This window comes from Lentzea aerocolonigenes, from assembly GCF_000955955.1.
GTDB lineage: Bacteria > Actinomycetota > Actinomycetes > Mycobacteriales > Pseudonocardiaceae > Lentzea > Lentzea aerocolonigenes_A.
The window spans coordinates 14,147-36,282 of sequence record NZ_JYJG01000022.1 but is presented as its reverse complement, the minus strand read 5'-3'; the positions used below and the strand labels follow the sequence as shown (position 1 = coordinate 36,282).

Sequence of the window (22,136 nt, the reverse complement as noted above, 5' to 3'; positions counted from 1 at the left end):
GCCTCAGGTCGTTACGTCGGCCAGGATTCGGTCGAACAGCTCCAGCGAAGCCCGGCCGTGGTCCACGGTGAGCTGGACGTCCCCGCCTCGGCGCGACGCCACCAGGTCGAGGATCGGTGGCGCGAGGTCGGGCCACCGCTTGGCGGCCAGCTCACCGGCGCGGGACTTGCCGATGATCTCGCCGGTGTGAATGGTGTGCCAGAGCCGCGCTGGTCCGAGCCCGACCCACAGCAGTGCGTCCCGCGGTATCACCTTGCGCGGGTCCAAGGTGGGCAGAACCTCGCGGAACCGGTCGAAGTCCAGCTTCCAGTAGCTGACGAGGTTGTCGCGGCAGTACGCCTCGACGTCAGCAGCAGTGCCCGGACATGTGGGGCGTGCGCCGCGCACGGTTTGACCGACGGTTCGCAGCTGTTGCCACAGCACCGGAGTGATCTCGCCGGCCAACGGCGTCACGTCGAAAACCGGCTTCTCCAGCGACCCGGCCAGAACCACGGCGACGTCGGCACCTTCGAACGACGGCAGCTCGGCCGGCGAGGACAGCTCGATGACGATGTCCAGGTCCGAGTCCGGAACGACGTCGTCCAGCACGCGCGAGCCATGAAGATGCGCGCCCACCACGAGACCTGGCAGGCGCGCGTCCAAGAACGACAGATATTCCCCAGGCGTGATCACCTGGTCCAAGCTACCGACGACGGACGAGTGCCCAGGCTCCCGGCAGCACGCCGGCCGCCAGCGCGATCTTCAGGGCGTCGCCGAGCAGGAACGGGACCACGCCGACGGCCACGGCCTTCGAGAGGGACATGCCGGTCATGGCCATCAGCCACGGCACGCCGACGGCGTAGATAGCCAGGTTGCCGAGCACCATGGTGCCGACCACGCGCAACGGCGTGCGATCACCACCGCGCCCGGCAAGCGCACCAACGAGAGCACCCGCGAACACGAAGCCCACGACGTAGCCCAAAGACACCGGCACGCCCGACGAACCGCCCTGGAACCACGGCACGCCCGCGACGCCCGCGATCAAGTACAGGAGCATCGAGGTCGCGCCGCGCTGCCAGCCGAGCGCAGCGCCGACCAGCAACGCGGCGAACGTCTGGCCGGTCAGCGGCACCGGGCTGCCGGGAACCGGCAGGGCCACCTGGGCGGCGAGGCCGGTGACGGCGGCGCCGCCCACCACCAGGGTCAGGTCGCGGACGAGTGCGCCCGGCACGAAGTCGGCGAGCACGGTGCGACGGGGCGCGAGTGCGAGAGCCACGTTCCCTCCCTGGCGGATAGGCGAGTGAACTGAGGTTAACCAGGGCGGCTCGAGAACGTCTTCGTCCGCTGTCCACAAAGTGACAGGTCACACATCAGCGGTGACCTCGCCGGCACCGGCGACTAGGGCGTCCGCAGGATGTTGCACTGCTGCGTGGATCCGTCGGGGATGCTCTTCTTGAGATGACAAGAGCCTTCCAAGCCGGCGTTGGTGGCCGAGATGTAGATCTTCAGCCACTGGTCCTTGGCCCAGTAGGCGTCCCTCGACGGATGGCTTCTGTAGTCCCGCACCTCCAGGCATTCCGATGGCAGGAGCCGGAGCGCGGGGCCGACGCGCATCCACTTGCCGTTCACGTTCAGTCCGCCGACCTCGGCGCCCGAGTCCTTGTTGGTCTTGTTGCAGAGTTTGACCTTGATCCCAGTGGGAGCCGCCCCGGCCGATCCTGGCGCCACGACACCGGTGACCATGATCGAACCAAGCAGTGCCATGACGGCGGCACGCCCGAATCTGTACATTGTGGACTCCTTCGCTGCGCGGGTGGGTCCGTCCGCATCCGCTCGACCAGTAAAGCTGCGGCTCTGTCCCGGATCCACCCTGAGTCCGCCGTTTCCTCCGGTCAACCAAGAGGTTTCATCACTTCGACGATGGCCGGGTCACGAGTCCAACGCGACCTTGCCCGCCGCCCTCTCGGTGTTGCGGCGGGTCTTGGTCCAGCCGTTGTTGCCGCGCACCAAGCGGATCAGCGCGCGCCACGACGTGATGTAGAAGGTGTAGATGTACAGCGCGTAGCCGAACCCGTACCCGATGGACTTCCAGAACGACACCGGCACACAGCGCGCGCGGTACACCGGTCCCCACAACACGAACGGCAACAGGCCGAACGCGCCGTACACGGTGAAGAGGATCCACGCGCCGTCGAAGAACCACGCGACGACTTCACCAGGCGACACCACGAACCGGTACGCCATCATGGCCATCGGAATCGGGTAGATCAGCGTGCCGAGCAACTGCATCCACGGTTGCGCCAGGTAGTACATCATCTCGGCGGCACCGAGGGTCGTCAGGTGCTCGGAGTCCCAGATCCGCCGCAGGTACCGCATGCACTGCATTGTTCCCTGGCCCCAACGGGTGCGTTGGGCCAAGAAGCGGCGCAACGAGTACAACGCCTCCTGGTTCACGTGCGTGTCCAGCGAGAAACCGGTGTGCCAGCCCGCGGTCAGCAGGTGCACGCCGAGCTCGAAGTCCTCCAGCAACGAGCCGCGCCACGGCGAACCAGTGGGTCCCGCGATCGAGTCCAAAGCGGACAGCCGGGTGAACTGACCGTTGCCGCCCATCGAAATCGTGCCGGTGGCGCCGCGCGACATCTGGATCGCCGCGATGGCCGTCCGGAACTCCAGGTCCTGCATCCGCACCAGCGCGGCACCGAAAGTCCGCCGCCACAAGGAAACCCCGGGCTGGCGCAGGCCCGCGTTGATCATCCGCACATCCACCTGCACGGCACCGATCCGCGGGTTGCCGAAGAGATGAGCAGCCGCACAGACTTCCAGACAGTTAGGAGCAGGCCGTCCGTCAGCGTCCACGACCACGATGATCGCGCGGTCCGTGTCCGCCCGGCGGCCCATCCACAGCTTCAACGTCCTGTACGCGTCGTTCAACGCGTTGCCCTTGCCGGTGCGGGCATAGGGACGTTGGCGTTGCACGAGGTGGATGTGTGTGTCGCGCACACCGCCGTTGCGCTTCAGCGTGCGCACGACACCGGCCGTGCGGTCGTCGGAGTCGTCGTCGATCACCCACACGTGTGCGATGGGGAAAGTGCCTCGCAGATACCTGATCGTGTCACCGATGACGGCCTCTTCGTCGCGGCACGGCACGAAGAAGTGCCACTCCAACGACGAAGGATCACCCAGAGGCGCCGGTTTGCGCCGCAGGTACGGCACCACGATGAAGAACACGTACGTCACGAAGGCGACGCTCATCGTGAGAGCGAGCGCCTGCGTGAACCCGAGGACGAGGTCGAGGCTCACTTGCGCGTGGCCAGCCAGACGAACGCGACCAACGCGGCCGCGCCACCGAAGACGCTCACCATCGAGCCCAGCAGCGTGTGACCCCAGTAGTAACCGGTGTCGACACCCAGCCACTGCACGAGCCCGACCAGGGTCAGCACGCGGAACTGGTTCACGATCACGACCGCCAGCGCCGCGACCCCGAGTGCGAACAGCACGCGCGACTGGATGCGAGGCCTGAGAGCGATCATCACGGCGCCGACGACGATCAGCGGCAGCACCAGGAACGCGGACGTGCACTCCGGCGTCATCCGCAGGCCCAGCGGCGTGTCCGAGCCCAGTCCGAAGTAGACGGTCTGCCGATCCGGGATCACGTCCACGCCGTAGGAGCTGATGACGCTGAGAATCGCGCCGGACAGCGAGATCTCCGCCGTGCGGTACAGGCGGTGTGCGAACACGAGTCCCGCGGCAACCCCGAGCAGGACGGCCACCGTCACCCGGCTCGGGAATGCGGTGCGGCGCACGGCAAGCGTCACCCTTGGATCCTTTCCACCGATTGAGGGAGCGCCCAGACGGGCTACCTGACGTTCCATCGGTAGACGCAACGTCAGCCCTCACCCCCGGATCGGGTGACGCCGTAACCGGAAATTGATCAAAAAGCACACGATGAGTGGCGCCGACTGGGCGAGTTGGGTGGTCGTGTCGCCCGATACGGGGAGTAACCCTCAGTTCCCTCGAAAGAAAGCCGATGCCGGTAATTGCCCCCGGAAAGCGTGAAACCAGATTGGTATCGGCGCGCCCTGGGGCCGGAGGAATCAAGGGAAGGAGTTTCATGCGTGTCCGAATGACGGGACTGGCAGGAGTCATCGCGATTGCCGCACTCCTGGTCGGTGCCGCACCTGCTTCGGCCGCTCCGGGGGACGCCTCGGCATACGGTGCGAGGCTCGACGTGACGCTGCTCGGCAACCCGGCGGTCCACGCCGAACCGTTCGCCGCCGCCAATGCGAACGGGCCGACCCAGAACACGTTCGTCGGCGTTGACCTGCCCGGGATTCTGAAGACCGGTGTCATCAACGCCTCCGCGTCGCGGGACGACAAGTCCGGCGGCGTGTACTCGCGGGCGAGCACCGCGGACGTCCGGGTCGACCTGCTCTCCAAGGTCACCGGCAAGATCTCCGCCGAGCTGGTCGAGGCGGAGTGCGCGGCGACCCAGAAGGGGCTCGTCGGCAAGTCCAAGCTCGCGGGCGTGAACCTCGGCAAGCTCGGCCAGGTCAACGCCGACCCGGCGCCCAACACGGTGCTGAACGTGGAACTGGCGGGCATCAAGATCGCCGAGGTCATCTTCAACGAGCAGTACAAGAACAACGACGGCAGCCTCACCGTGAACGCGATTCACGTCAAGCTGCTGCAGGGCAAGCTCGGCTCCCTCGGCACCGGCGACGTGATCCTCTCGTCCGCCACCTGCGGACCCGCCGGCCTGCCCATCCCGATGGCGTCGGGTGCGGGGCTGTGGATCGGCCTCGGCCTGCTCGGTGTCGTCGCCGCTCCGGTCGCCTTCGTGGCGCTGCGTCGTCGCGCTGCTTTGAACGCGGCTTAAAGAGGAGCGGCAGATGTACAAGGTCCCCGGTACCGGCATCGGTGTCGGCACGGGTGTCGGAGCCCTCGCGGTCACCGGCGCGGACGTGACGTGGTGGATCGTCGCGGGAATCGTCCTCCTGCTCGTGGGCGCGTTCCTGCTGCACAGCACGCGCCGCAAGCGCGTGCCCGCCACGGCGAAGGCCAGAAACCGAGCTGGCTGACAAGAGCCCGCCTGGGGTTGCCCCCGGCCCCAGGCGGGTCTCCCGGTCTCCCCGAGAGAGGACAACGGTGAGCAAAGAAGTTCTGCTGGTGGCCGGTACGCGCCCAGAAGCAGTGAAGATCGCACCCGTCGCCATCGCGTTGAAGGGTCACCCCGCCCTCCGCCCCACGATCGTCCACAGCGGACAGCACGCCGGCATGGTCGAGCAGGCGCTCGGCGCGTTCGACCTGGTGCCGGACGTGCGGCTGGACGTGCCCAGGATCAACGGCACCCAGGCCGAGCTGGTCTCCCGGCTGTTACCCGAGTTCGACGCCGTGCTGGAGGAGCGCGACCCGGCGGTCACCCTCGTGCAGGGCGACACCACCACCACGCTGGCCGCGGCGCTCGCCTCGTTCTGGCGCGGAATCCCCGTGGCTCACCTCGAAGCCGGTCTGCGCACCGGTGACCTCTACGGCCCGTTCCCCGAGGAGGGGAACCGGCAGATGATCTCCCGCATCACCTCGCTGCACCTCGCGCCGACCGACGACGCCGCCAACGCGCTGAACGCGGAATCCCTGCCGGACAGCCACATCGTCGTCACCGGCAACACCGTCGTGGACGCCGTGCAGCGCGTCGCCTCCGCAGACCTCCCCGCGTCCAGCCCGGATCTCGTTGCGCTGGAACGAACTCTGGACGCCACGGGTGGCCGGCTCATGCTCGTCACGGTGCACCGCCGCGAGTCGTGGGGCCGCCCGTTGATGCGCGTGCTGAACGCCGTGCGCTCCATCGCCGACCGTCACCCCGACGTGCACGTGCTGATCCCCGCGCACCCGAACCCCGGTGTGCGCGAACAGGTCGTGTCACTCCTGGGTGGCCACGAACGCGTGGTCATCACCGACCCGCTGGACTACCCCGACCTCGTACGGGTGCTGCGCCGCTCGGCCCTCGTGCTGACCGACTCCGGTGGCATCCAGGAGGAGGCGCCGACGTTCGGCGTCCCGGTGCTCGTGCTGCGCGAGACCACCGAACGCATGCTCGCCGTCGACGCCGGGTGCGCCTGGCTCGTCGGCACGGACACCACCCGCATCCTCGCCGAAGCGGGCTGGGTGCTCGGCTCCCGGCTGCGGCTTCCGCTGGGGCGCAACCCGTTCGGCGACGGGCGTGCCGCGGTCCGGGTGTGTTCCGCGCTGGAGAGGCTGGCGGGCCTGCCGACCGCTCTGCCGCGCCGGGAGCCGTTCGCCACGCTGGCCGGTGTCCGCTGACCAACAGTTCGCCTGTCACCCGGTCGTGTAATTGCGAATTCACTAATGGGTGACATGGGGTGCCGAGCTGTTATCAGCGCCACGCAACACAACCATTATCGGGCGGTGGGAAATCGAGCCATAGGGGAGAGAGCAACAGTGCGCAAGATTGTGGTCGCAGGGGCCGTGGTCGCGCTGGCGTTGGCGACCGGAGCTCCCGCGCACGCGAGCAACCCGCCCGGCACGGCCAGTTCGGGCTCCGCCGACTTCGCCAAGGCGGACCAGACGTTCAAGGTCGAGCCGCTCGCCGTGTGCGACGTGAACCCGGAGCAGGCGGGCACGGTCACCGGGTCCAGCCCGGCCGTGAGCAAGAACGGTTTCAAGGTCGGTGAGACCAGCTCGGCCTGCACGACCGAGGTCGTGAACCCGGCAGAGCTGCTCACCAAGACGACGTCCGTGGCCAAGGGCAAGGCGTTCGAGCTGTCCGCGCTCGTCGCGAAGAACGGCCCGCGGCTCAAGATCGGTGAGTGGTCCATCACCTGCACCGCGGACGAGAAGGGCACGTCGGCGGGCTGGGAGCTCAAGGGCATGTCCGGCTGGACCGGGCTGCCGCAGAACATCCCGTCCGGTTACGTGCACGAGGTCAAGGCGAGCAACGGAACCGTGCTCGCCAAGGTGAAGTTCACCGACACCGTGTTCCCGGTGCCGAACGACGGCAGCATCAGCATGACGCTGCTCAAGCTCACGTTCGAGCCGTCGTCCGGCTACACCGGAAGCATCACCGTCGGCACCACGGCCTGTTCACCGACGCCGTAAAACCGTTAGGACACAACGACACCCGCGGCGCGCAGCTCGTCCAGAGCGGCGTCGCGGGTGGTCTCGGCCACGGCCGCGGTCAGGTCCGCCAGAACCGTGGTGCGGAAGCCGTTGCGTTGCGCGTCGAGAGCGGTGGCGCGGACGCAGTGATCGGTCGCGATGCCGACGACGTCCACCTCGGTCACGCCGTTGTCCGTCAGCCACCCGGCGAGGTCGTTCTCCGCCTCGAAACCCGAGTAGGCGGCGGCGAACCGGCCCTTCGAGAACACCTGCTCGATCCCGGCCACGTCGAGCTCCGGGTGGAACGACGCACCGGGCGTCCCGGCAACGCAGTGCACCGGCCACGTGTCGATGAAGTCCGGCGTCTCCGAGAAGTGCGAGCCCGGATCCACGTGGTAGTCCCGAGTCGCCACCACGTGGTCGTACGACGAAACCGCGATGTGCTGCGAAATGGCCGCCGCGACGGCAGCGCCACCAGCGACGGCCAGAGAACCGCCCTCGCAGAAGTCGTTCTGCACGTCGACGACGATCAAAGCCTTGGTCATGTCAGCCCTCCAGGTAGATCGTCGGGATCGCGGGTTCACCGCGCGAGAGCTTGAGGCCCTCCCACGGCACGCTCACCAGCGCCGCGCGCAGGCGTTCGCGGCTCTGCTCCAGCGTGGGGACCTCGGGCGAGATCTGTCCATCGCGCATCAGCGGGATCTGCACGAGCCGGTCGCCGGGGCCGAGCTCGGGCTCCGCGGAGGCCTGGAACACGACCTCCTCCAGCGCCGTGCCGGTGTCCTTGTGCCGCCGCAGCGCCTTCTTCCAGCCACCGCGCGACTGCTTGGACGTGCTGCGCTTCTCGACGTGCTTGCCGTTGACCTCGACCAGCTTGTAGACCATGCCCGCGGTCGGTGCGCCGGAACCGGTCACCACGGACGTGCCGACGCCATATGCGTCAACGGGTTCGGCGCGCAGGGCGGCGATCGCGTACTCGTCCAGGTCGCTGGACACGACGATCCTGGTGTTGCGGGCGCCGAGCGAGTCGAGCTGGTCGCGCGCCTGCCTGGCCATCACGCCGAGATCACCCGAGTCGATCCGGATCGCGCCGAGATCGGGCCCCGCGACCGCGACGGCCGTCTTGATCCCCTCGGTGATGTCGTAGGTGTCGACCAGCAACGTCGTGCCCACGCCCAACGCCTCGACCTGGCTGCGGAACGCCTCTTCCTCGGTGTCGTGCAGCAACGTGAACGCGTGCGCGCACGTGCCGGCCGTCGGGATGCCGTGACGGCGGCCCGCTTCGAGGTTCGAGGTGGCGGTGAAGCCCGCCAGGTAGGCCGCGCGGGCGCACGCCACGGCGGCTTCCTCGTGGGCGCGCCGCGAGCCCATCTCGATCATGCGGCGGCCGTTCGCGGCGGTCACCATGCGAGCGGCGGCGGACGCGATCGCGCTGTCGTGGTTGAGGATCGAGAGCACGAGCGTCTCCAGCACGACCCCCTCGGCGAACGACGCACGCACGGTGAGGATGGGCGAACCGGGGAAGTACAGCTCCCCGTCCGGGTATCCGTCGATCTCGCCGCGGAACTCGTAGTTCGCCAGCCATGCCAAAGTCGAATCGTCGACCACGGCGTTGCGGCGCAGCTGGTCGATCTCCTCCTCGCCGAAGCGGAAGTCCTGGATCGCTTCCAGCAGCCTGGTCACGCCCGCGACCACGCCGTAGCGGCGGCCGTCGGGAAGCCTGCGGGCGAAGACCTCGAACACGCACGGACGGTCACCAGTGCCGTCACGCAGCGCGGCCGCGAGCATGGTCAGCTCGTAGTGGTCCGTGAGCAACGCCGTCGAGTTCATGGTCGCCAACCCTAAGGTCGCATCCGGTTTACCCGCACGCGGTCTCCGCCACTGCGGCGAACATGACACCATTGGCGGTATGACCACGCCCGTCGAACAGGAACGGACGCAGCCGGAGGCCGTCGGCGAGGAGATCGCCGCCGAGGACCGACCCTGGCAGACCGTGGTCTGGAACGACCCGGTAAACCTGATGTCCTACGTGACGTACGTGTTCCAGAAGCTGTTCGGCTTCAGCAGGGACAAGGCGACCAAGCTGATGCTCGACGTGCACCACAAGGGCAAGGCGATCGTGACATCGGGCACCAAGGACAAGGTGGAGGCCGACGTGGCGAAGCTCCACGCGGCGGGACTCTGGGCGACCATGCAGCGGGCCTCGTGAAGCGGTGGATCCGCGACGGTGACGTCGTCATCGGGAGACTCGACCGCCAGGAGGCCGCAGTCGTGCGGGGTCTGGTCAGCCAGATCCAGGACATGCTGCTGGCCCGCGCCGAGGAAGCGCCCCAGGACGAGCTCGCCGAGCTGACCGGTATTCGGACAGGGTCGTCGGAAGCGCCCGACGATCCGATCCTGGGCAGGCTTCTGCCCGACTTCCATCGTTTGGACGACGACGCACCGGACCCGGACGAGGTCAACTCGGCGGCGGCGCTGCGGTCGTTGCACGAGCCCGAGCTTCTGGACCACAAGACGGGTGCGGCCGAGATCGTGCTGCAGACCTGCTCGCCCGACGGCGGGGAGATCCGGCTGTCGATCGGCGAGGCCGAGGCGTGGCTCGCGTCGTTGAACGACGTGCGGCTCGCGCTCGGCACGGCTTTGGACGTCACCGAGGACATGCCGGACGAACTGCCGCCGGAGGACCCGCGCTCGCCGCACCTCGGCGTGTACCACTGGCTGACCTGGGTGCAGGACACGCTGGTCGAAGCGATGATGCCGTGATTCCCGGCGTTCTGGTCGGGCATCACCACCGGATCGAGCCCGGCTGGGCCACCGGCACGACAGTTGTGCTCGTGCCAGAAGGCGCTGTTGGTGCCGTGGACGGCCGCGGTGGTGCTCCCGGTACACGCGAAACGGACCTGCTCGACCCCGCGAACCTCGTCCAGCAGGTGCACGCGATCTGCCTGAGCGGTGGTTCGGCTTACGGGCTGGCGGCCGCCGACGGTGTCATGCGGTGGTTGTCGGAGCGGTCGATCGGGTTCCAGGTCGGGGCGCAGCCGCACCACGTCGTGCCGATCGTGCCGGGCGCGGTGATCTTCGACCTGCCGATGTCGGAGTGGGGCAACCGGCCGGACTCGTCGTTCGGGTACGAAGCTTGTTCCAACGCCACAGCGGAATTCGCTCTCGGTTGCGTCGGCGCGGGTGCCGGTGCGCGCGTCGGTTCGCTGAAGGGCGGCGTCGGGACCGCGGCCACCAAGGTCGGCGAGCACCACGTCGGGGCGCTGGCCGTCGTGAACGCGGCCGGTGAAGCTGTCGACCGCGCAACGGGTCTGCCGTGGTTGCCGTCGCTCGGCACGTCGGCCGTGGCGTTGCCCGAACGCAAGACCGAAGGCCTCAACACCACGATCGGTGTGGTGGCAGTCGACGCGGCACTGTCCAAAGCGGAGTGTCAGCGGCTCGCGATGGCCGCGCAGGACGGGCTCGCGCGCGCGATTCGGCCCGCCCACACGATGTTCGACGGCGACACGGTGTTCGCGCTGGCCACGGGTGCCGTGCCGCTGGCTGAGCCGCGGGCGTTCGCGCTCGACGCGTTGTGCACGGCGGCAGCGGAGATGTTCGCGGAAGCCGTGGTGTCCGGTGCGCGTGAGGCCACGTCGCTGAACGGTGTGACCGCTTTCCGCGACCTCTGAGTGGGTACCCCTCCGGCATGGCCGATGTGATCGATCAGGCAGCAGGTGTCGTGTCCGAGCTCGTGCCCGGCGGAGTGGCGAGGCGTCCGGTTCCTGGCAGGGAGCTCGTGGTGGTCGTGCCGGCAGGGCTGTTCGTCCTGTCGTTCCTGGTGCCACCAGGGGTCGGGCGGGTGCTCATGAAGCTCGGTGTGGCCGTCACGCCGTTCGCGACGTGGGCGGAGCTCGCCGCGTGGCGAGGGCTCGACCAGGCGCAACGGCGGCGCGGGGTGGCGTTGCTCGCCCTCTACCTCGTGGTGGTGCTCAGCAGGCGTCGATGAACGCCCTCGACCCTCATCCGAGCACCCCGGCCCATTCCCCCGCGATCTGTTCCGCCAGCTGGTGTGCCGCGGCCAGGTCTTCCGGCGCGGATGCGGCGATCCAGTCGAGGGCGCGTCCCTCCGGCAGGTCGCCGGCGAGGTACTTCTCCATCGCGATGAGCCCCAGCTCCCACCCGGCGCCGGTGCCCGGCACGAACTCACCCGGCATGGGGGAGTGCGTCAGCGTGAGGATCGTGGCGTCGCCGTCCGCTTCGAGCCGCACGAGCACATCCGTGTTCATCTCGCCGATTTCCCACGTCAGGCCGATTTCGCTGGGCTTGTCGCAGCGGATGATCCGGCCGCCCGCGTTGCCCTCGAGCTGGTACCGGCCGCCGGGCCGCAGCTCACCTGAGATCGGCAGGAACCAGCGGACCAGGCGTTCCGGTGAGGTGATGGCGTCCCAGACGTCCTCCCGGACGGCCTTGTAGTGCCGCCGGATGACGAGTTTTCCGTCCTCATAACTGCGGTCGGTCATGGTCTTCCTCCTCTTGAAGCCGGCGCTCGCGCTTCCCCCTGGCGAGTTCGGTCGAGAGCGCGTCGAGGTGCGGTTCCCAGAACCGCCGGAAGTGGTCCAGCCACGCGTCGATCTCCTGCAGCGGGTCCGGCACCACCGCGTACACCCGCCGGGTGCCCTCCGGTCTGACCTGGACGAACCCGTTCGACCGCAACACCTTCAAGTGCTGCGAGACCGCGGACTGGGTGATCCCGAACTCGGCCTGGACCGTCGAGCCGACGTCACCGGCCGACCGCTCGCCACTCGCGAGCAGCTCCAGGATTCGGCGGCGGACCGGGTCGCCGAGTACGTCGAACGCGTGCACGAAAGGCACTGTAGTAGCCGTCACTAATATTAGCCAGAGCTAAAACAACCTGCTTGACGCGGGTATCTCGCATACCGAGACAACTCTCGCCAGCCCGTAGGATTGAGCACGTGCTGGTGATTCGCCGTGACCTGGTGGACGCGATGGTGGCCCACGCGCGCCGCGACCATCCCGACGAGGCGTGCGGGCAGATCGCGGGGCCCGAGGGCTCCGATCGGCCTGAGCGCATCATCGAGATGGAGAACGCGGAGCGGTCGCCCACGTTCTACCGGTTCGACGCCGCCGAGCAGCTCAAGGTGTACCGCGAGATGCAGGCCAACGACGAGGAAGCGGTGGTCATCTACCACTCGCACACCGCGACGGAGGCCTACCCGTCCCGCACGGACATCAAGTTCGCGAACGAGCCCCAGGCGCATTACGTGCTGGTCTCCACGCGTGATCCGATCGAGTACGAGCTGCGGTCCTACCGCATCGTCGACGGTGTCGTGACCGAGGAACCGGTCAAGATCATCGAGTCCTGAGTCGCATTTCCCCGGAGGTAGAACCATCATGGCCGTCACCGTGTCGATCCCGACCATCCTGCGCACCCACACCGGGGGCGAGAAGTCGGTGTCCGCTGCCGGTACGACGCTCGCCGAGGTCATCGACGACCTGGAGAACAACCACGGCGGCCTCAAGGCCCGCCTGGTCAAGGAAGGCGCGCTGCACCGCTTCGTCAACGTCTACGTCAACGACGAGGACGTGCGCTTCTCCGGTGGCCTCGAAGCCGCGGTGAAGGACGGCGACAACGTCACCATCCTCCCGGCCGTCGCGGGCGGCTGATCTTCTGATGGCCCGCTACGACTCGCTCCTGGACGCGCTCGGCGGAACGCCGATGGTGGGCCTGCCGAACCTGTCGCCGTCGGAGAACGTGCGCATCTGGGCGAAGCTGGAAGACCGCAACCCGACCGGCTCGATCAAGGACCGGCCCGCGCTGGCCATGATCGAGGCGGCCGAGCGGGACGGCATCCTGCGTCCCGGCGCCACGATCCTGGAGCCGACGTCCGGCAACACCGGCATCTCCCTGGCCATGGCCGCGAAGCTCAAGGGCTACGGCCTGGTGTGCGTGATGCCGGAGAACACCTCCACCGAGCGCCGTCAGCTGCTGCAGGCGTACGGCGCGCGGATCGTGTTCTCGCCTGCCGCCGGCGGGTCGAACCAGGCCGTCGCGACGGCCAAGGAGCTCGCCAAGCAGAACCCGGACTGGATCATGCTCTACCAGTACGGGAACCCGGCGAACGCGGAGGCGCACTTCCGCGGCACGGGGCCGGAGATCCTCGCCGATCTGCCTTCCATCACGCACTTCGTGGCCGGCCTCGGCACGACGGGCACGCTGGTCGGCGTCGGGCGGTTCCTGCGCGAGGCCAAGCCTGACGTGCAGATCATCGCCGCCGAGCCGCGGTACGGCGAGCTGGTCTACGGCTTGCGGAACCTGGACGAGGGCTTCGTGCCGGAGCTGTACGACGAGTCGGTGCTGACCGGGCGGTACTCGGTCGGTTCGTACGACGCGTTGCGCCGCACCCGGCAGCTGCTGGAGTCCGAGGGGATCTTCGCCGGCATCTCGACGGGCGCGATCCTGCACGCGGCGCTGGCCGTGGCGCAGAAGGCCGAAGTGGCCGGGAAGACGGCCGACATCGTCTTCATCGTGGCGGACGCGGGGTGGAAGTACCTGTCCACCGGTGCTTACGCCGGGACTTTGGACGAGGCGGCCGCCCGGCTCGACGGCCACCTCTGGGCGTGATCCTGCTTTACAGGGTTTTACAGGGCACCCTTCCAGGCGTGATCTTCACTCATGTTGTAGCTCCCCCAGGCGCTCATCAACTGAAGTTGAGATCCTAGCCTGCAAGGGTGCCTTTGAGCAGCGAATATGCGGGCGCAGTTAGCCGTTGAAGGCGACGCCCGGCAGACCAGCGCCGACGCCGGGCAGCACGAGCACCGAGCCGTTCAACTGCCGTTGCGTCAACACCTCGTCCGACAGGCCGACGCGCGCTGACGTGACGTAGAGGTCGGTGAAGTCCTGGCCGCCGAAGCAGCACGCGGTCGGGTTGTCGACCGGCAGCTCGATCTCGCGGTCGAGTTCTCCTGCCGGCGTGTAGCGGCGAACGGCGTGCCCGCCCCACAGCGCGACCCACACGCAGCCGTCGGCATCCACGGTGAGCCCGTCCGGCCAGCCCTCGGTGTTGCCGCCAGCCCTCGGTGTTGCCGACGTGGGTGAGCGCGCGGCGGTTCGCGACGGTGCCGGCGGCGTTGTCGAAGTCGAACACGTCGATGCGGCGGGTCGGGGTGTCGATGTAGTACATGAGCCTGCCGTCGGGACTCCAGCCGACGCCGTTGCTCGTGTTCACCTTGTCCACCATGACCTTCGCGGCACCCTCGCCGGAGATCCTGGCGAGCCATCCCTCGTCGGCGGCCTGGTCGTAGCGCATCGTGCCGGCCCACAGACGGCCCGACGGGTCGATGCCCGCGTCGTTGCCGCGCACGCCGTCCCTCGCCCAGTAGACGAGCCACGACTTGGTGCCGTCGCGGTCGATCAGGGCGATGCCGTCGCGCAGGTTGCAGACGAGGCCACCGTGAGAGCGCGGCTTGGCGGCGCCGACGTGCTGGGGGAGCACGAGCACCGCGTCGTCGTCCCGCGCGGGGGCGTAGCGGTGGACCTCGGACGCCAGGATGTCCACCCACAGCAAGGTGGAGCTGCTGTGGTCCCACGTCGGCCCCTCGCCGAGCTGCGCCGATGCGCGCACCGCTACTTCAATCGCCACCCGATCACTCTATGGGCACGTACGCTGGCACCGTGGACCGCACCGCCCTCGCGAAACGGGTCATCCCGCCGCACCCCGTGCTGTCGTTGCTCGTCGTGGCCGGGTTCGTCGGCTTCCTCTACCTGGTCGAGGCGTACGACGTGGCGACCGGCAGCTCGCTGGAGAACGACGGCGTGCACCCGCGTGACTTCAGCGAGTGGGACAACCTGCTGTGGATGCCGCTGATCCACGGCGACTGGAGCCACCTCACCGGCAACGCGGTTCCGTTGCTGCTGCTGGGGTTCCTCGCGACCTCCGGCGGGCTCAAGCAGTTCTTCCAGGTCACCGCGGTCATCTGGCTGACCTCCGCGCTCGGCGTGTGGGTGTTCGGCACCCCCGGCAGCCACATCGGCGCGTCCGGGCTGGTGTTCGGGTTCCTCGCGTTCCTGCTGGTGCGCGGGATCTTCGCGCGCTCGTGGCTGCAACTGCTCATCGCGGTCGGGGTGTTCGCGTTGTACGGCGCGGCTTTGTGGGGTGTGCTGCCCGGCCAGCCGGGTGTGTCGTGGGAAGGCCACCTGTTCGGCGCAATCGGCGGCGTGCTGGCCGCGTGGGGTGTGTCTCGTGACAACCGGCGCACCCCGGCACCGGCTACATTCACGGCGTGACGATCGGGATCATGGACTCGGGCGTCGGCGGCCTGACGGTCGCCCGCGCGATCATGGACCAGCTGCCGGGCGAGTCGATCCACTACATCGGCGACACGGCCAACGGTCCTTATGGGCCACTACCGATCGCGCAGGCGCGCAAGCACGCGCTGGAGGTCTGCGACCGGCTGGTCGACGAGGGCTCGAAGATGCTGGTGATCGCGTGCAACACCGCGTCCGCCGCGTGCTTCCGCGATGCCCGTGAGCGCTACGACGTGCCGGTGGTAGAGGTGATCCTGCCTGCCGTGCGCCGAGCGGTTCGCACGACTCATTCCGGGCGCATCGGCGTGATCGCGACTCAGGGCACGATCAACTCGCACGCCTATCAGGACGCCTTCCAAGCCGCGCGCGACGTGACCGTGACCGCCGCGGCGTGTCCTCGGTTCGTGGACTTCGTCGAGCGCGGCATCACCTCGGGACGGCAGGTGCTCGGGCTGGCGCAGGCGTATCTGGAGCCGTTGCAACGGGCTGAGGTCGACACCGTGGTGCTGGGCTGCACGCACTACCCGTTGCTGACCGGCGTGATCCAGATCGTCATGGGCGAGTCCGTGACGCTGGTGTCGAGTGCGGAGGAGACGGTGAAGGACGTCGTGCGGCTGCTGACCGAGCGCGACGAGTTCGCCTCCGACGAGCCCGTCCACCGGGTGACGTGCACTGGTCCGCCCGAGCGATTCGCGAAACTCGCGGCCCGGTTCCTGCCTACCTTTGAACAATGGGGCTGACGTGCTGCTGACCGTGCTCGGCTGCTCCGGCAGCATTCCCGGACCCGGCGCGGCCGCGTCGGGTTACCTGCTGGAGGCCGACGGGTTCACGTTGGCGCTGGAGTTCGGGAACGGGGTGCTGTCGCGGTTCCAGGAGGAGCGCCCGCTGTTCTCGATGGACGCCCTGGTGTTGTCGCACCTGCATCCTGATCACTGCATCGACGTGTCCTCGCTTTACGTGGCGCGGAAGTACCACCCGGTGCCGCCTTCCGGGCCGTTGCCGGTGTACGCGCCTGCTGAGGCTCACTCGCGTTTTGTGGCTGCCTATGCGCCGAACGAGGCTGAGCGGTCGTCGTTGGACTTCAGCGATGTGTTCTCGTTCCACGGGCTGGGCTCGCGAGTCCGGATCGGACCGTTCACTGTGGACTCCGCGGTGGTCGCGCACCCGTGCGAGGCGTACGGGTTCCGGATTTCTCGCGGTGGCGTGTCGTTGGCCTACACGGGTGACAGCGGGCCTTGCGCGGCGCTGGACTCGTTGGCCGCCGGGGTCGACGTGCTGCTGAGCGAGGCGAGCTGGACGCACGCGCCGGACCGCCAGGCGGATCTGCACATGTCCGGGCGCGAGGCGGGAGAGCTGGCGGCACGAGCGGGTGCGGGGCGGTTGCTGATCACGCACGTGCCCCCGTGGACGTCGCGTGAGGACGTGCTCGACGAGGCCAAGGCCGCGTTCGGCGGGCCGTGTGAGCTGGTCGTGCAGGGCGGCCGGTACGAGGTGGGGGAGTAGCCGTGATCGAGCTGGAGAGAGTCGGCGAGCACGAGTTCGTCGCTTCCAACGGGCGTGGCGCGTCCGTGCGGATCGGCCGCAAGGGGCAGGAGGGCTCGTTCAGCCCGGTCGAGCTGCTGGTGGCGGCCGCGGCGGGCTGCGCGCTGGTGACCTCGGAGACGCTGATCCTGCGCCGGACGGGTGGCGAGACGTTGACGGCGGTCGCGGACGCGGTCCAGTCCGAGAGCGGCAACGAGGTGATCTCCATCCCGGTGACGCTCTCGTACGACCTGTCCGCGGTGGACGACCCGGAGGCGCTCGAAACCGTCGTCCGCCGCGCCGTGGAGCAGTTCTGCACGGTCACGCGGACGTTGAAGCAGTCGGCGACGGCGCCCCTTCAGCTGCCGACGCCGCTCCAGACCACCTCGGACCCGCTGTGACCGGTGCGCACCGTCTGGTAGACGGTGCCGACCGCGAGCAGGACCACCAGCACGGACACCACGACTGAGATCACCCGCCACGTCTTCGTGGTGGGTGCCTCCGCCTGCCGCTCCCGGTCCGCGAGCCTGCCAGCGACCAGCAGCGCGATGACCGCGACCCCGAACCCGAGCGCGATCGGCAGCAGCGTCGTGCCGAAGTCCGCGTGAGCCTGGATGGCGGGGTTGGGTCCGACCTTGGCTTCCAGCGAGGCCATGAGGTCCTCACCGGCCTGTTTGGCCACCGGAACAGCAGCGACACCGGCCAGAGTGACCCCGAGGACGGGCCACGCGTACTTGCGCCTCCATGCGGGGACCAGCGCAATCGCGACCGAGGTGAGTGCTGCGAGAGGCAGCAGCACGACCACCGCGTGCACGAGCAACGGGTGAAGCGGAATACCGTCGATCGTCAGCATGTCTCTCCCTACGCCACTGCGCTCCGCAGGGTTCACTAAGGTAGCGGCCGTGGTGCGAAGCGACGGCCGAAACGACGACGTGTTGCGTGACATCCGGATCACGCGTGGATATCAGACCTGGCCCGCCGGCTCGGTCCTGATCGAGTTCGGGAACACCCGTGTGCTGTGCGCCGCGAGTGTCACCGAAGGCGTCCCCCGGTGGCGGCAGGGCTCCGGCCTCGGCTGGGTGACCTCCGAGTACGCGATGCTCCCGTCCGCGACGCACACCCGCAGCGACCGCGAGTCCGTGAAGGGCCGCATCGGCGGCCGCACCCACGAGATCTCGCGCCTGATCGGGCGTTCGCTGCGGGCTTGTATCGATCTGGCTGCTCTCGGCGAGAACACGATCGTCATCGACTGCGACGTGATCCAGGCCGACGGCGGCACCCGCACCGCGGCCATCACAGGCGCCTACGTCGCTCTGGCCGACGCGGTCACCTGGCTGGGTGCGGCCGGTCGCCTGGCCGACCCGTCACCGCTGTCCTGCGCGGTGTCCGCCGTGTCCGTCGGTGTGGTCGACGGGCGCGTGCGGCTGGACCTGCCGTACGAGGAGGACTCGCGCGCGGAGGTCGACATGAACGTCGTCGCCACCGACGCCGGCACGTTGATCGAGGTCCAGGGCACCGGCGAGGGCGCGACGTTCGCCCGGTCCACTTTGGACCGCATGCTGGACGTGGCGCTGCTGGGCTGCGCGGAGCTGAACCGCATCCAGGCGGCGGTGCTTTCCGAGCCCTACCCCGGTGTGCTGCCGGAGCCCAAGGCGAGCCGGCGATGAAGCTCCTGCTGGCCTCGCGCAACGCCAAGAAGCTGCGCGAGCTGCAGCGCATCGTGGCCGCCGAGGGCTTGGACGGCATCGAGGTGCTGTCGCTTTCGGACGTGCCTTCTTTTCCTGAGGCTCCGGAGACCGCGCCCGACTTCGAGGGCAACGCACTGGCCAAGGCCCGCGACGCCGCTGCCGCCACGGGCCTGGTGTCCGTCGCGGACGACTCCGGGCTCGCGGTCGACGAGCTGAACGGCATGCCCGGTGTGCTGTCCGCGCGGTGGTCTGGTCGTCACGGCGACGACGACGCCAACCTGGACCTGCTCCTGGGGCAGCTCGGCGACGTGCCGGACGAACGTCGTGGTGCCGCCTTCGTGTCGGTCGTGGCGATGGTCGTGCCCGGCGGCGAGGAGGTCGTGGTGCGCGGCGAGTGGCGTGGCACGTTGCTGCGGGCTCGGCGCGGGACCAACGGGTTCGGCTACGACCCGATCTTCGTGCCGGAGGGGTACGAGATCACGTCGGCCGAGATGACGGCCGAGGAGAAGGACGCGGAGTCGCACCGCGGCCGCGCCCTCAAGCTCCTGGTCCCGTACCTGCGCAAACTGGTCTAGCCGACCCAGTCGATCGTCACGTCGGGCCCGAGCTGATCGAGCCCGACGTGACGCTGGCGCCGGTTCAGGCTGAGCCGCAGCGCCGTCCCGGCGAGCGCCCGCAGGTCGATCCCGACGCTGCTCCGGAGGGTGAGGAGGCCGACGTCGGGCAGTTCGGGTAGACCACTGAGGTCCACAGTCGCGTCCATGTCGACGATCGCGAGCTCCTCGACCTCCGGGAGACTGGCGAGCGCGTCAAAACTCCTCCAGCCGCGGCATCCGAACATGTCGAGTTTCGGCATGTCCGACAGCACGCTGAGATCGCAGGTGTCCGCAACCTGGCTGAAATCGATCCTGGCGTACCCGCGGTCCCTCAGAAAGTCGAGGTCGTTCCACAGCTCGGTCTGGAACAGCCCCAAGGTGTACAACTGGCGCGGCAGCCGGTCCGGCTCGAGGAAACGATCAGCTCCGAACAGGTACAGCACCTCCAGGTCCTCACAAGACTCGAGAGGACCGAGAGCGGTGGGCCCGGCCACGTGCGCGTACAGGTACTGCAACGCGCGAACGGCCGGGGCGAAGGTGAGATCAGGCAGGACCTCGTGGTTGCGCACCGAGATTTCCACCGTTTCGCAGCGAAGACCCGCGACGTGGGGAATCAGGCGTGCGGCGTTGATGGAGACCCGCCCGGCCTCCAGCGGGGCACGCGCCATGACCTCGTCGGCATAGCGCTTCGGGTCGAAGTGAGTCCACGCCGTAACGAGTTCGTCCAGCACGTCCTGCCGTGGATCGCGAGCGTAGAGGGCGAGCCGGCTCATTGCCTCTGGCGATCCCACCAGCCCGGCACAGCGGACGGTGGCCCTGGCGGCCTCGTCCGTCAGCTCGTCCAGGCTCGACGGGAGATAACGCAGGACGCGGTGCCCGACCGTCGCCAGTGACTCGGCCTCTTCGTTGCCGAGGGGCGGAACCAGCTGCTCTTTGATCATCCGGTCGACTCTGTCGTGGATCGCGGCGCCGAGGTCCCGCGCGGTCTCCAGGCAGGCGGCTGCCAGCAGGCGCAGCTGCCGGGAGTACTGCGGTTCACGATCGGCTCGGTCGAGGATCTCTGCCAGCAGTTCGCTCACCTGCGTGCGCTGTCCGTGTCCGCAGGCCAGCACGATCGTCTGCGCCCACGAGTCCTGATGAGCGTGCGCCACCAGGGTTTCGACCTGGCCGTCGTGCATCGCCTCGGCGCCGGCCAGGTACTCCTGGAACGTCCTGTGCACGAAGTCGACCTGGCCCGGCACCGGTTCGCGGATGACGCCACTGCGTTCGAGCAGGTGCTTCACGATCGCGTCCGGGTCGTCGTGCACGTTGGGCATCGACCGGATCTTGCGCGCCACGTGTTCGCGGAACTTGGTCGTCGCCAGCTGGCTACGGCCACCGAGGGTGAGGCGCCAGGCCAGATCACCCAGCAGCACCGTCTTGTCCGAGGTGGTCAGCATGCGGGCGATGCCGCGTTCGGCGTCGCGGAGGTCGAGCAGCATGGTGAGCGCCGCGGCGTACAGCTCCATGCGGTTGTGCGGCAGCTCGGACACCCGGCCGAGGTTGAGCGCGCACAGCATCGCGCACAGCAGGGGTGACGAGGCCAGGGCACGCAGATGCGGCCTGCTGCCGAGCTGGCTCGTCAGCCGTCGTTGCACCTCCTCGGGCGCGCCCACGGCTTCATGCCACCGGTGGAGGAAGACCCTCACGTCGGCGGGGGACATCTGCTCGAGCTCGACCGAGGAGAAGTCCAGCTCCGCCAGCCATTCGGAGTCGGCCGCGGCAGGACGCGCGGTCACCACGACCTGCGCGGAGGGGAATGCGGTCAGCAAGGCGCGCAACCACTTCCGCACGTTGCGGCGGTTCTGCGGTGGAATCTCGTCGACGCCGTCCACCAGCAACAGGCCCTTGCCCGCACGCAGAACCCGGTGGACCCAACCCGCGGGCATGATCCCGGCCAGCCATCCGATGACGAACTCCTCCGGCTTCTCGGGCAGCGGGGAGTCGGCGTACGCGCGGAGGCGGACGGGGAACGGAATCAGGCCGTTCCACGTGCACAGGTCGCCCACGAACCCGCCTCGTGCCGCGGTGACCGCGAGCCAGTCGAGCAGCGTCGTCTTGCCGGAGCCTGCCTCACCGAGCACCAGCGAGCGGCTGACGAGTGCCGACTCGACTCGCACTCCGGACGACGGGCGTTGCTCGACATCCCCGAACCAGGCGCCGCGTTGTTGCTCCTGTCGTCGCTGTCTCAGGTCGGTGACCGTCAGACTCAGATAGGCGACGCTCAGTGCCAGCCGGGGTTTTTCCTTGGTGGACAGGCCGAGCAGCTCCAGCGAGTCCAGGTTCGCGGCGATGTAGCGGAGGTACTCGTCGCGGAACTCGTCGTCGTTGTCGGTGCCTTGCGGGGCGTACAAAGACGTGCGGGGCAGGCGGGACAGGACGTCTTCCAGCAGAGCGGTCTGGGCGGTGGCTCGGGAGAGGACTTCAGCCAGGGCCCTGGGTTGGAAGGACGGCAGGTGCCTGAGGATCTGGACCAGGTAGCGGCAGGACTGATCCAGGGCCACGTCGTAGCAGCGGCCCAGGTCGGTGCGCGGGAGTGAGCGGCGGATGCGCTGGGCCAGGACCTCGGGGTCGGCGTCGTCGGCGAGCAGGGCCTCGTCGGACAGGTCGATGGACGACAGCGCGGCTTGCACGGCGGCGACGGCGGTGGTGATCTCGTCGGCCGGGAAGCGGTCCAGGACGGCTTCCAGTTGCTCGGTCACCTGGTGGCCGATGTGCTGGACCAGGGTGTCGAGTTTGGCTCGTTGGGTGGGCTTGGCGAGTTCCAGGGCGGCCAGGTCGGACAGCGGCAGGGTGCGTGTGTCCGGGGTGGCCAGCCATTCGGTGGCGGCGCGGAGCGCCACGGACTGGCCTAGCTTGGAGACTGCGACGATTTCTAAGCCCACCCAAACG

General features: G+C 68.5%; 29 protein-coding genes and 1 pseudogene. 17 read left to right on the top strand and 13 right to left on the bottom strand.

Features of this window, described 5'->3' with window-relative positions; all coding sequences use genetic code 11:
- Nucleotides 1-3: 3 nt before the first annotated feature.
- From UK23_RS05370 to xrtP, 5 genes are all read right to left on the bottom strand, one after another.
- Nucleotides 4-672 carry a nucleotidyltransferase domain-containing protein gene (locus UK23_RS05370; protein WP_196777615.1) on the bottom strand — a complete coding sequence of 223 codons (669 nt, stop codon included), beginning with the start codon at nucleotides 670-672 and terminating at the stop codon, nucleotides 4-6.
- 10 nt (nucleotides 673-682) lie between these two features.
- Complete coding sequence (locus UK23_RS05365) at nucleotides 683-1,255, bottom strand: biotin transporter BioY (protein ID WP_045310234.1); 573 nt, start codon at nucleotides 1,253-1,255, stop codon at nucleotides 683-685.
- Nucleotides 1,256-1,377: 122 nt separating this feature from the next.
- Nucleotides 1,378-1,770, bottom strand: coding sequence for a hypothetical protein (locus UK23_RS05360; protein WP_045310233.1), 393 nt, complete (start codon nucleotides 1,768-1,770; stop codon nucleotides 1,378-1,380).
- 138 nt (nucleotides 1,771-1,908) lie between these two features.
- The gene (locus UK23_RS05355; protein ID WP_045310250.1) at nucleotides 1,909-3,231 is read right to left on the bottom strand and encodes a glycosyltransferase; all 1,323 of its coding nucleotides are present in this window, start codon (nucleotides 3,229-3,231) and stop codon (nucleotides 1,909-1,911) included.
- Between the two features lie 44 nt (nucleotides 3,232-3,275).
- Nucleotides 3,276-3,794 (bottom strand): exosortase P, encoded by a 519-nt coding sequence (gene xrtP / locus UK23_RS05350; RefSeq protein WP_419503866.1) that lies wholly within the window; start codon nucleotides 3,792-3,794, stop codon nucleotides 3,276-3,278.
- Nucleotides 3,795-4,090: 296 nt separating this feature from the next.
- Between xrtP and UK23_RS05345 the strand changes: the two genes are divergently transcribed.
- The 4 genes from UK23_RS05345 (at nucleotide 4,091) to UK23_RS05330 (ending at nucleotide 7,092) form a co-directional block, all read left to right on the top strand.
- Complete coding sequence (locus UK23_RS05345) at nucleotides 4,091-4,855, top strand: choice-of-anchor P family protein (RefSeq protein ID WP_045310232.1); 765 nt, start codon at nucleotides 4,091-4,093, stop codon at nucleotides 4,853-4,855.
- Between the two features lie 13 nt (nucleotides 4,856-4,868).
- Nucleotides 4,869-5,057, top strand: a complete 189-nt coding sequence (locus tag UK23_RS05340) for an LPXTG cell wall anchor domain-containing protein (protein ID WP_045310231.1) — start codon at nucleotides 4,869-4,871, stop codon at nucleotides 5,055-5,057.
- A 67-nt stretch (nucleotides 5,058-5,124) separates the two neighbouring features.
- On the top strand, nucleotides 5,125-6,297 hold the full coding sequence (wecB, locus tag UK23_RS05335) for a non-hydrolyzing UDP-N-acetylglucosamine 2-epimerase (protein WP_045310230.1): 1,173 nt from the start codon (nucleotides 5,125-5,127) through the stop codon (nucleotides 6,295-6,297).
- A gap of 138 nt (nucleotides 6,298-6,435) precedes the next feature.
- Nucleotides 6,436-7,092 carry a hypothetical protein gene (locus UK23_RS05330; protein WP_052684371.1) on the top strand — a complete coding sequence of 219 codons (657 nt, stop codon included), beginning with the start codon at nucleotides 6,436-6,438 and terminating at the stop codon, nucleotides 7,090-7,092.
- A 5-nt stretch (nucleotides 7,093-7,097) separates the two neighbouring features.
- Here UK23_RS05330 and UK23_RS05325 read toward each other — a convergent pair whose 3' ends face one another.
- Together UK23_RS05325 and UK23_RS05320 are read right to left on the bottom strand one after the other, a co-directional pair.
- Nucleotides 7,098-7,637, bottom strand: a complete 540-nt coding sequence (locus tag UK23_RS05325; RefSeq protein ID WP_045310229.1) for an isochorismatase family protein — start codon at nucleotides 7,635-7,637, stop codon at nucleotides 7,098-7,100.
- 1 nt (nucleotide 7,638) lies between these two features.
- Nucleotides 7,639-8,922: a nicotinate phosphoribosyltransferase gene (locus tag UK23_RS05320; RefSeq protein WP_045310247.1), complete on the bottom strand. Its 1,284-nt coding sequence runs from the start codon at nucleotides 8,920-8,922 to the stop codon at nucleotides 7,639-7,641.
- A gap of 79 nt (nucleotides 8,923-9,001) precedes the next feature.
- Between UK23_RS05320 and clpS the strand changes: the two genes are divergently transcribed.
- The 4 genes from clpS to UK23_RS05300 are packed head-to-tail and all read left to right on the top strand — an operon-like array spanning nucleotide 9,002 to nucleotide 11,080.
- Nucleotides 9,002-9,301: an ATP-dependent Clp protease adapter ClpS gene (gene clpS / locus UK23_RS05315; protein WP_045310228.1), complete on the top strand. Its 300-nt coding sequence runs from the start codon at nucleotides 9,002-9,004 to the stop codon at nucleotides 9,299-9,301.
- Nucleotides 9,298-9,855 (top strand): DUF2017 domain-containing protein, encoded by a 558-nt coding sequence (locus tag UK23_RS05310; RefSeq protein WP_082114422.1) that lies wholly within the window; start codon nucleotides 9,298-9,300, stop codon nucleotides 9,853-9,855. Before clpS ends, UK23_RS05310 begins: the two co-directional genes overlap by 4 nt.
- The gene (locus UK23_RS05305; RefSeq protein ID WP_045310226.1) at nucleotides 9,852-10,763 is read left to right on the top strand and encodes a P1 family peptidase; all 912 of its coding nucleotides are present in this window, start codon (nucleotides 9,852-9,854) and stop codon (nucleotides 10,761-10,763) included. The genes UK23_RS05310 and UK23_RS05305 overlap by 4 nt, the downstream gene beginning before the upstream one ends.
- A 17-nt stretch (nucleotides 10,764-10,780) precedes the next feature.
- Complete coding sequence (locus UK23_RS05300; protein WP_045310225.1) at nucleotides 10,781-11,080, top strand: hypothetical protein; 300 nt, start codon at nucleotides 10,781-10,783, stop codon at nucleotides 11,078-11,080.
- A gap of 13 nt (nucleotides 11,081-11,093) precedes the next feature.
- Here UK23_RS05300 and UK23_RS05295 read toward each other — a convergent pair whose 3' ends face one another.
- Together UK23_RS05295 and UK23_RS05290 are read right to left on the bottom strand one after the other, a co-directional pair.
- Nucleotides 11,094-11,594, bottom strand: a complete 501-nt coding sequence (locus UK23_RS05295) for an SRPBCC family protein (protein ID WP_045310224.1) — start codon at nucleotides 11,592-11,594, stop codon at nucleotides 11,094-11,096.
- Entirely contained in the window at nucleotides 11,575-11,937 is a 363-nt protein-coding gene (locus UK23_RS05290; RefSeq protein ID WP_045310246.1) for an ArsR/SmtB family transcription factor, read from the bottom strand. The genes UK23_RS05295 and UK23_RS05290 overlap by 20 nt, the downstream gene beginning before the upstream one ends.
- 110 nt (nucleotides 11,938-12,047) lie before the next feature.
- Here UK23_RS05290 and UK23_RS05285 point away from each other — a divergent pair, with 110 nt between their 5' ends.
- Genes UK23_RS05285 through UK23_RS05275 form a run of 3 tightly spaced genes read left to right on the top strand, consistent with a single transcriptional unit; the run spans nucleotide 12,048 to nucleotide 13,717 of the window.
- Nucleotides 12,048-12,458 (top strand): Mov34/MPN/PAD-1 family protein, encoded by a 411-nt coding sequence (locus UK23_RS05285; protein WP_045310223.1) that lies wholly within the window; start codon nucleotides 12,048-12,050, stop codon nucleotides 12,456-12,458.
- A gap of 28 nt (nucleotides 12,459-12,486) precedes the next feature.
- Nucleotides 12,487-12,759 (top strand): MoaD/ThiS family protein, encoded by a 273-nt coding sequence (locus UK23_RS05280; protein ID WP_045310222.1) that lies wholly within the window; start codon nucleotides 12,487-12,489, stop codon nucleotides 12,757-12,759.
- 7 nt (nucleotides 12,760-12,766) lie between these two features.
- A complete protein-coding gene (locus UK23_RS05275; RefSeq protein ID WP_045310221.1) occupies nucleotides 12,767-13,717 on the top strand; it encodes a PLP-dependent cysteine synthase family protein in 951 nt (316 codons plus the stop codon).
- A 138-nt stretch (nucleotides 13,718-13,855) separates the two neighbouring features.
- Here the strand turns inward: UK23_RS05275 and UK23_RS54505 are convergent, their stop codons facing one another.
- Entirely contained in the window at nucleotides 13,856-14,110 is a 255-nt protein-coding gene (locus UK23_RS54505) for an SMP-30/gluconolactonase/LRE family protein (RefSeq protein ID WP_269112243.1), read from the bottom strand.
- Between the two features lie 121 nt (nucleotides 14,111-14,231).
- A pseudogene (locus UK23_RS54500) lies at nucleotides 14,232-14,651 on the bottom strand (SMP-30/gluconolactonase/LRE family protein); the annotation flags it as partial.
- 116 nt (nucleotides 14,652-14,767) lie between these two features.
- Here UK23_RS54500 and UK23_RS05265 point away from each other — a divergent pair.
- The 4 genes from UK23_RS05265 to UK23_RS05250 are packed head-to-tail and all read left to right on the top strand — an operon-like array spanning nucleotide 14,768 to nucleotide 17,322.
- Nucleotides 14,768-15,379, top strand: coding sequence for a rhomboid family intramembrane serine protease (locus UK23_RS05265; protein ID WP_231114388.1), 612 nt, complete (start codon nucleotides 14,768-14,770; stop codon nucleotides 15,377-15,379).
- 11 nt (nucleotides 15,380-15,390) lie between these two features.
- Entirely contained in the window at nucleotides 15,391-16,140 is a 750-nt protein-coding gene (murI, locus tag UK23_RS05260) for a glutamate racemase (protein ID WP_045310219.1), read from the top strand.
- Nucleotide 16,141: 1 nt separating this feature from the next.
- Nucleotides 16,142-16,903, top strand: a complete 762-nt coding sequence (locus UK23_RS05255; protein WP_045310218.1) for an MBL fold metallo-hydrolase — start codon at nucleotides 16,142-16,144, stop codon at nucleotides 16,901-16,903.
- Nucleotides 16,904-16,905: 2 nt separating this feature from the next.
- Nucleotides 16,906-17,322, top strand: coding sequence for an OsmC family protein (locus tag UK23_RS05250; RefSeq protein ID WP_330769856.1), 417 nt, complete (start codon nucleotides 16,906-16,908; stop codon nucleotides 17,320-17,322).
- Here the strand turns inward: UK23_RS05250 and UK23_RS05245 are convergent.
- Entirely contained in the window at nucleotides 17,280-17,774 is a 495-nt protein-coding gene (locus tag UK23_RS05245) for a DUF2231 domain-containing protein (RefSeq protein ID WP_045310217.1), read from the bottom strand. The genes UK23_RS05250 and UK23_RS05245 overlap by 43 nt on opposite strands.
- Nucleotides 17,775-17,823: 49 nt before the next feature.
- Here UK23_RS05245 and rph point away from each other — a divergent pair, with 49 nt between their 5' ends.
- Both rph and rdgB read left to right on the top strand, forming a co-directional pair.
- Nucleotides 17,824-18,588: a ribonuclease PH gene (gene rph / locus UK23_RS05240; RefSeq protein WP_045310216.1), complete on the top strand. Its 765-nt coding sequence runs from the start codon at nucleotides 17,824-17,826 to the stop codon at nucleotides 18,586-18,588.
- A complete protein-coding gene (gene rdgB / locus UK23_RS05235) occupies nucleotides 18,585-19,184 on the top strand; it encodes an RdgB/HAM1 family non-canonical purine NTP pyrophosphatase (protein ID WP_045310215.1) in 600 nt (199 codons plus the stop codon). The genes rph and rdgB overlap by 4 nt, the downstream gene beginning before the upstream one ends.
- Here the strand turns inward: rdgB and UK23_RS05230 are convergent.
- Nucleotides 19,181-22,129 (bottom strand): NACHT domain-containing protein, encoded by a 2,949-nt coding sequence (locus tag UK23_RS05230; RefSeq protein ID WP_045310214.1) that lies wholly within the window; start codon nucleotides 22,127-22,129, stop codon nucleotides 19,181-19,183. The two genes, rdgB and UK23_RS05230, sit on opposite strands and share 4 nt — an antisense overlap.
- Nucleotides 22,130-22,136: the final 7 nt, after the last annotated feature.

What these genes read in the sequence shown, in the direction of transcription:
- UK23_RS05295 (WP_045310224.1), bottom strand. Translation starts at nt 11,594, where the DNA reads ATGACCGACCGCAGTTATGAGGACGGAAAACTCGTCATCCGGCGGCAC.
- UK23_RS05345 (WP_045310232.1), top strand. Translation starts at nt 4,091, where the DNA reads ATGCGTGTCCGAATGACGGGACTGGCAGGAGTCATCGCGATTGCCGCA.
- clpS (WP_045310228.1), top strand. Translation starts at nt 9,002, where the DNA reads ATGACCACGCCCGTCGAACAGGAACGGACGCAGCCGGAGGCCGTCGGC.
- murI (WP_045310219.1), top strand. Translation starts at nt 15,391, where the DNA reads ATGGACTCGGGCGTCGGCGGCCTGACGGTCGCCCGCGCGATCATGGAC.
- UK23_RS05325 (WP_045310229.1), bottom strand. Translation starts at nt 7,637, where the DNA reads ATGACCAAGGCTTTGATCGTCGTCGACGTGCAGAACGACTTCTGCGAG.
- UK23_RS05360 (WP_045310233.1), bottom strand. Translation starts at nt 1,770, where the DNA reads ATGTACAGATTCGGGCGTGCCGCCGTCATGGCACTGCTTGGTTCGATC.
- rdgB (WP_045310215.1), top strand. Translation starts at nt 18,585, where the DNA reads ATGAAGCTCCTGCTGGCCTCGCGCAACGCCAAGAAGCTGCGCGAGCTG.
- UK23_RS05245 (WP_045310217.1), bottom strand. Translation starts at nt 17,774, where the DNA reads ATGCTGACGATCGACGGTATTCCGCTTCACCCGTTGCTCGTGCACGCG.
- UK23_RS05340 (WP_045310231.1), top strand. Translation starts at nt 4,869, where the DNA reads ATGTACAAGGTCCCCGGTACCGGCATCGGTGTCGGCACGGGTGTCGGA.
- UK23_RS05300 (WP_045310225.1), top strand. Translation starts at nt 10,781, where the DNA reads ATGGCCGATGTGATCGATCAGGCAGCAGGTGTCGTGTCCGAGCTCGTG.
- UK23_RS05275 (WP_045310221.1), top strand. Translation starts at nt 12,767, where the DNA reads ATGGCCCGCTACGACTCGCTCCTGGACGCGCTCGGCGGAACGCCGATG.
- UK23_RS05280 (WP_045310222.1), top strand. Translation starts at nt 12,487, where the DNA reads ATGGCCGTCACCGTGTCGATCCCGACCATCCTGCGCACCCACACCGGG.
- UK23_RS05320 (WP_045310247.1), bottom strand. Translation starts at nt 8,922, where the DNA reads ATGAACTCGACGGCGTTGCTCACGGACCACTACGAGCTGACCATGCTC.
- UK23_RS05355 (WP_045310250.1), bottom strand. Translation starts at nt 3,231, where the DNA reads ATGAGCGTCGCCTTCGTGACGTACGTGTTCTTCATCGTGGTGCCGTAC.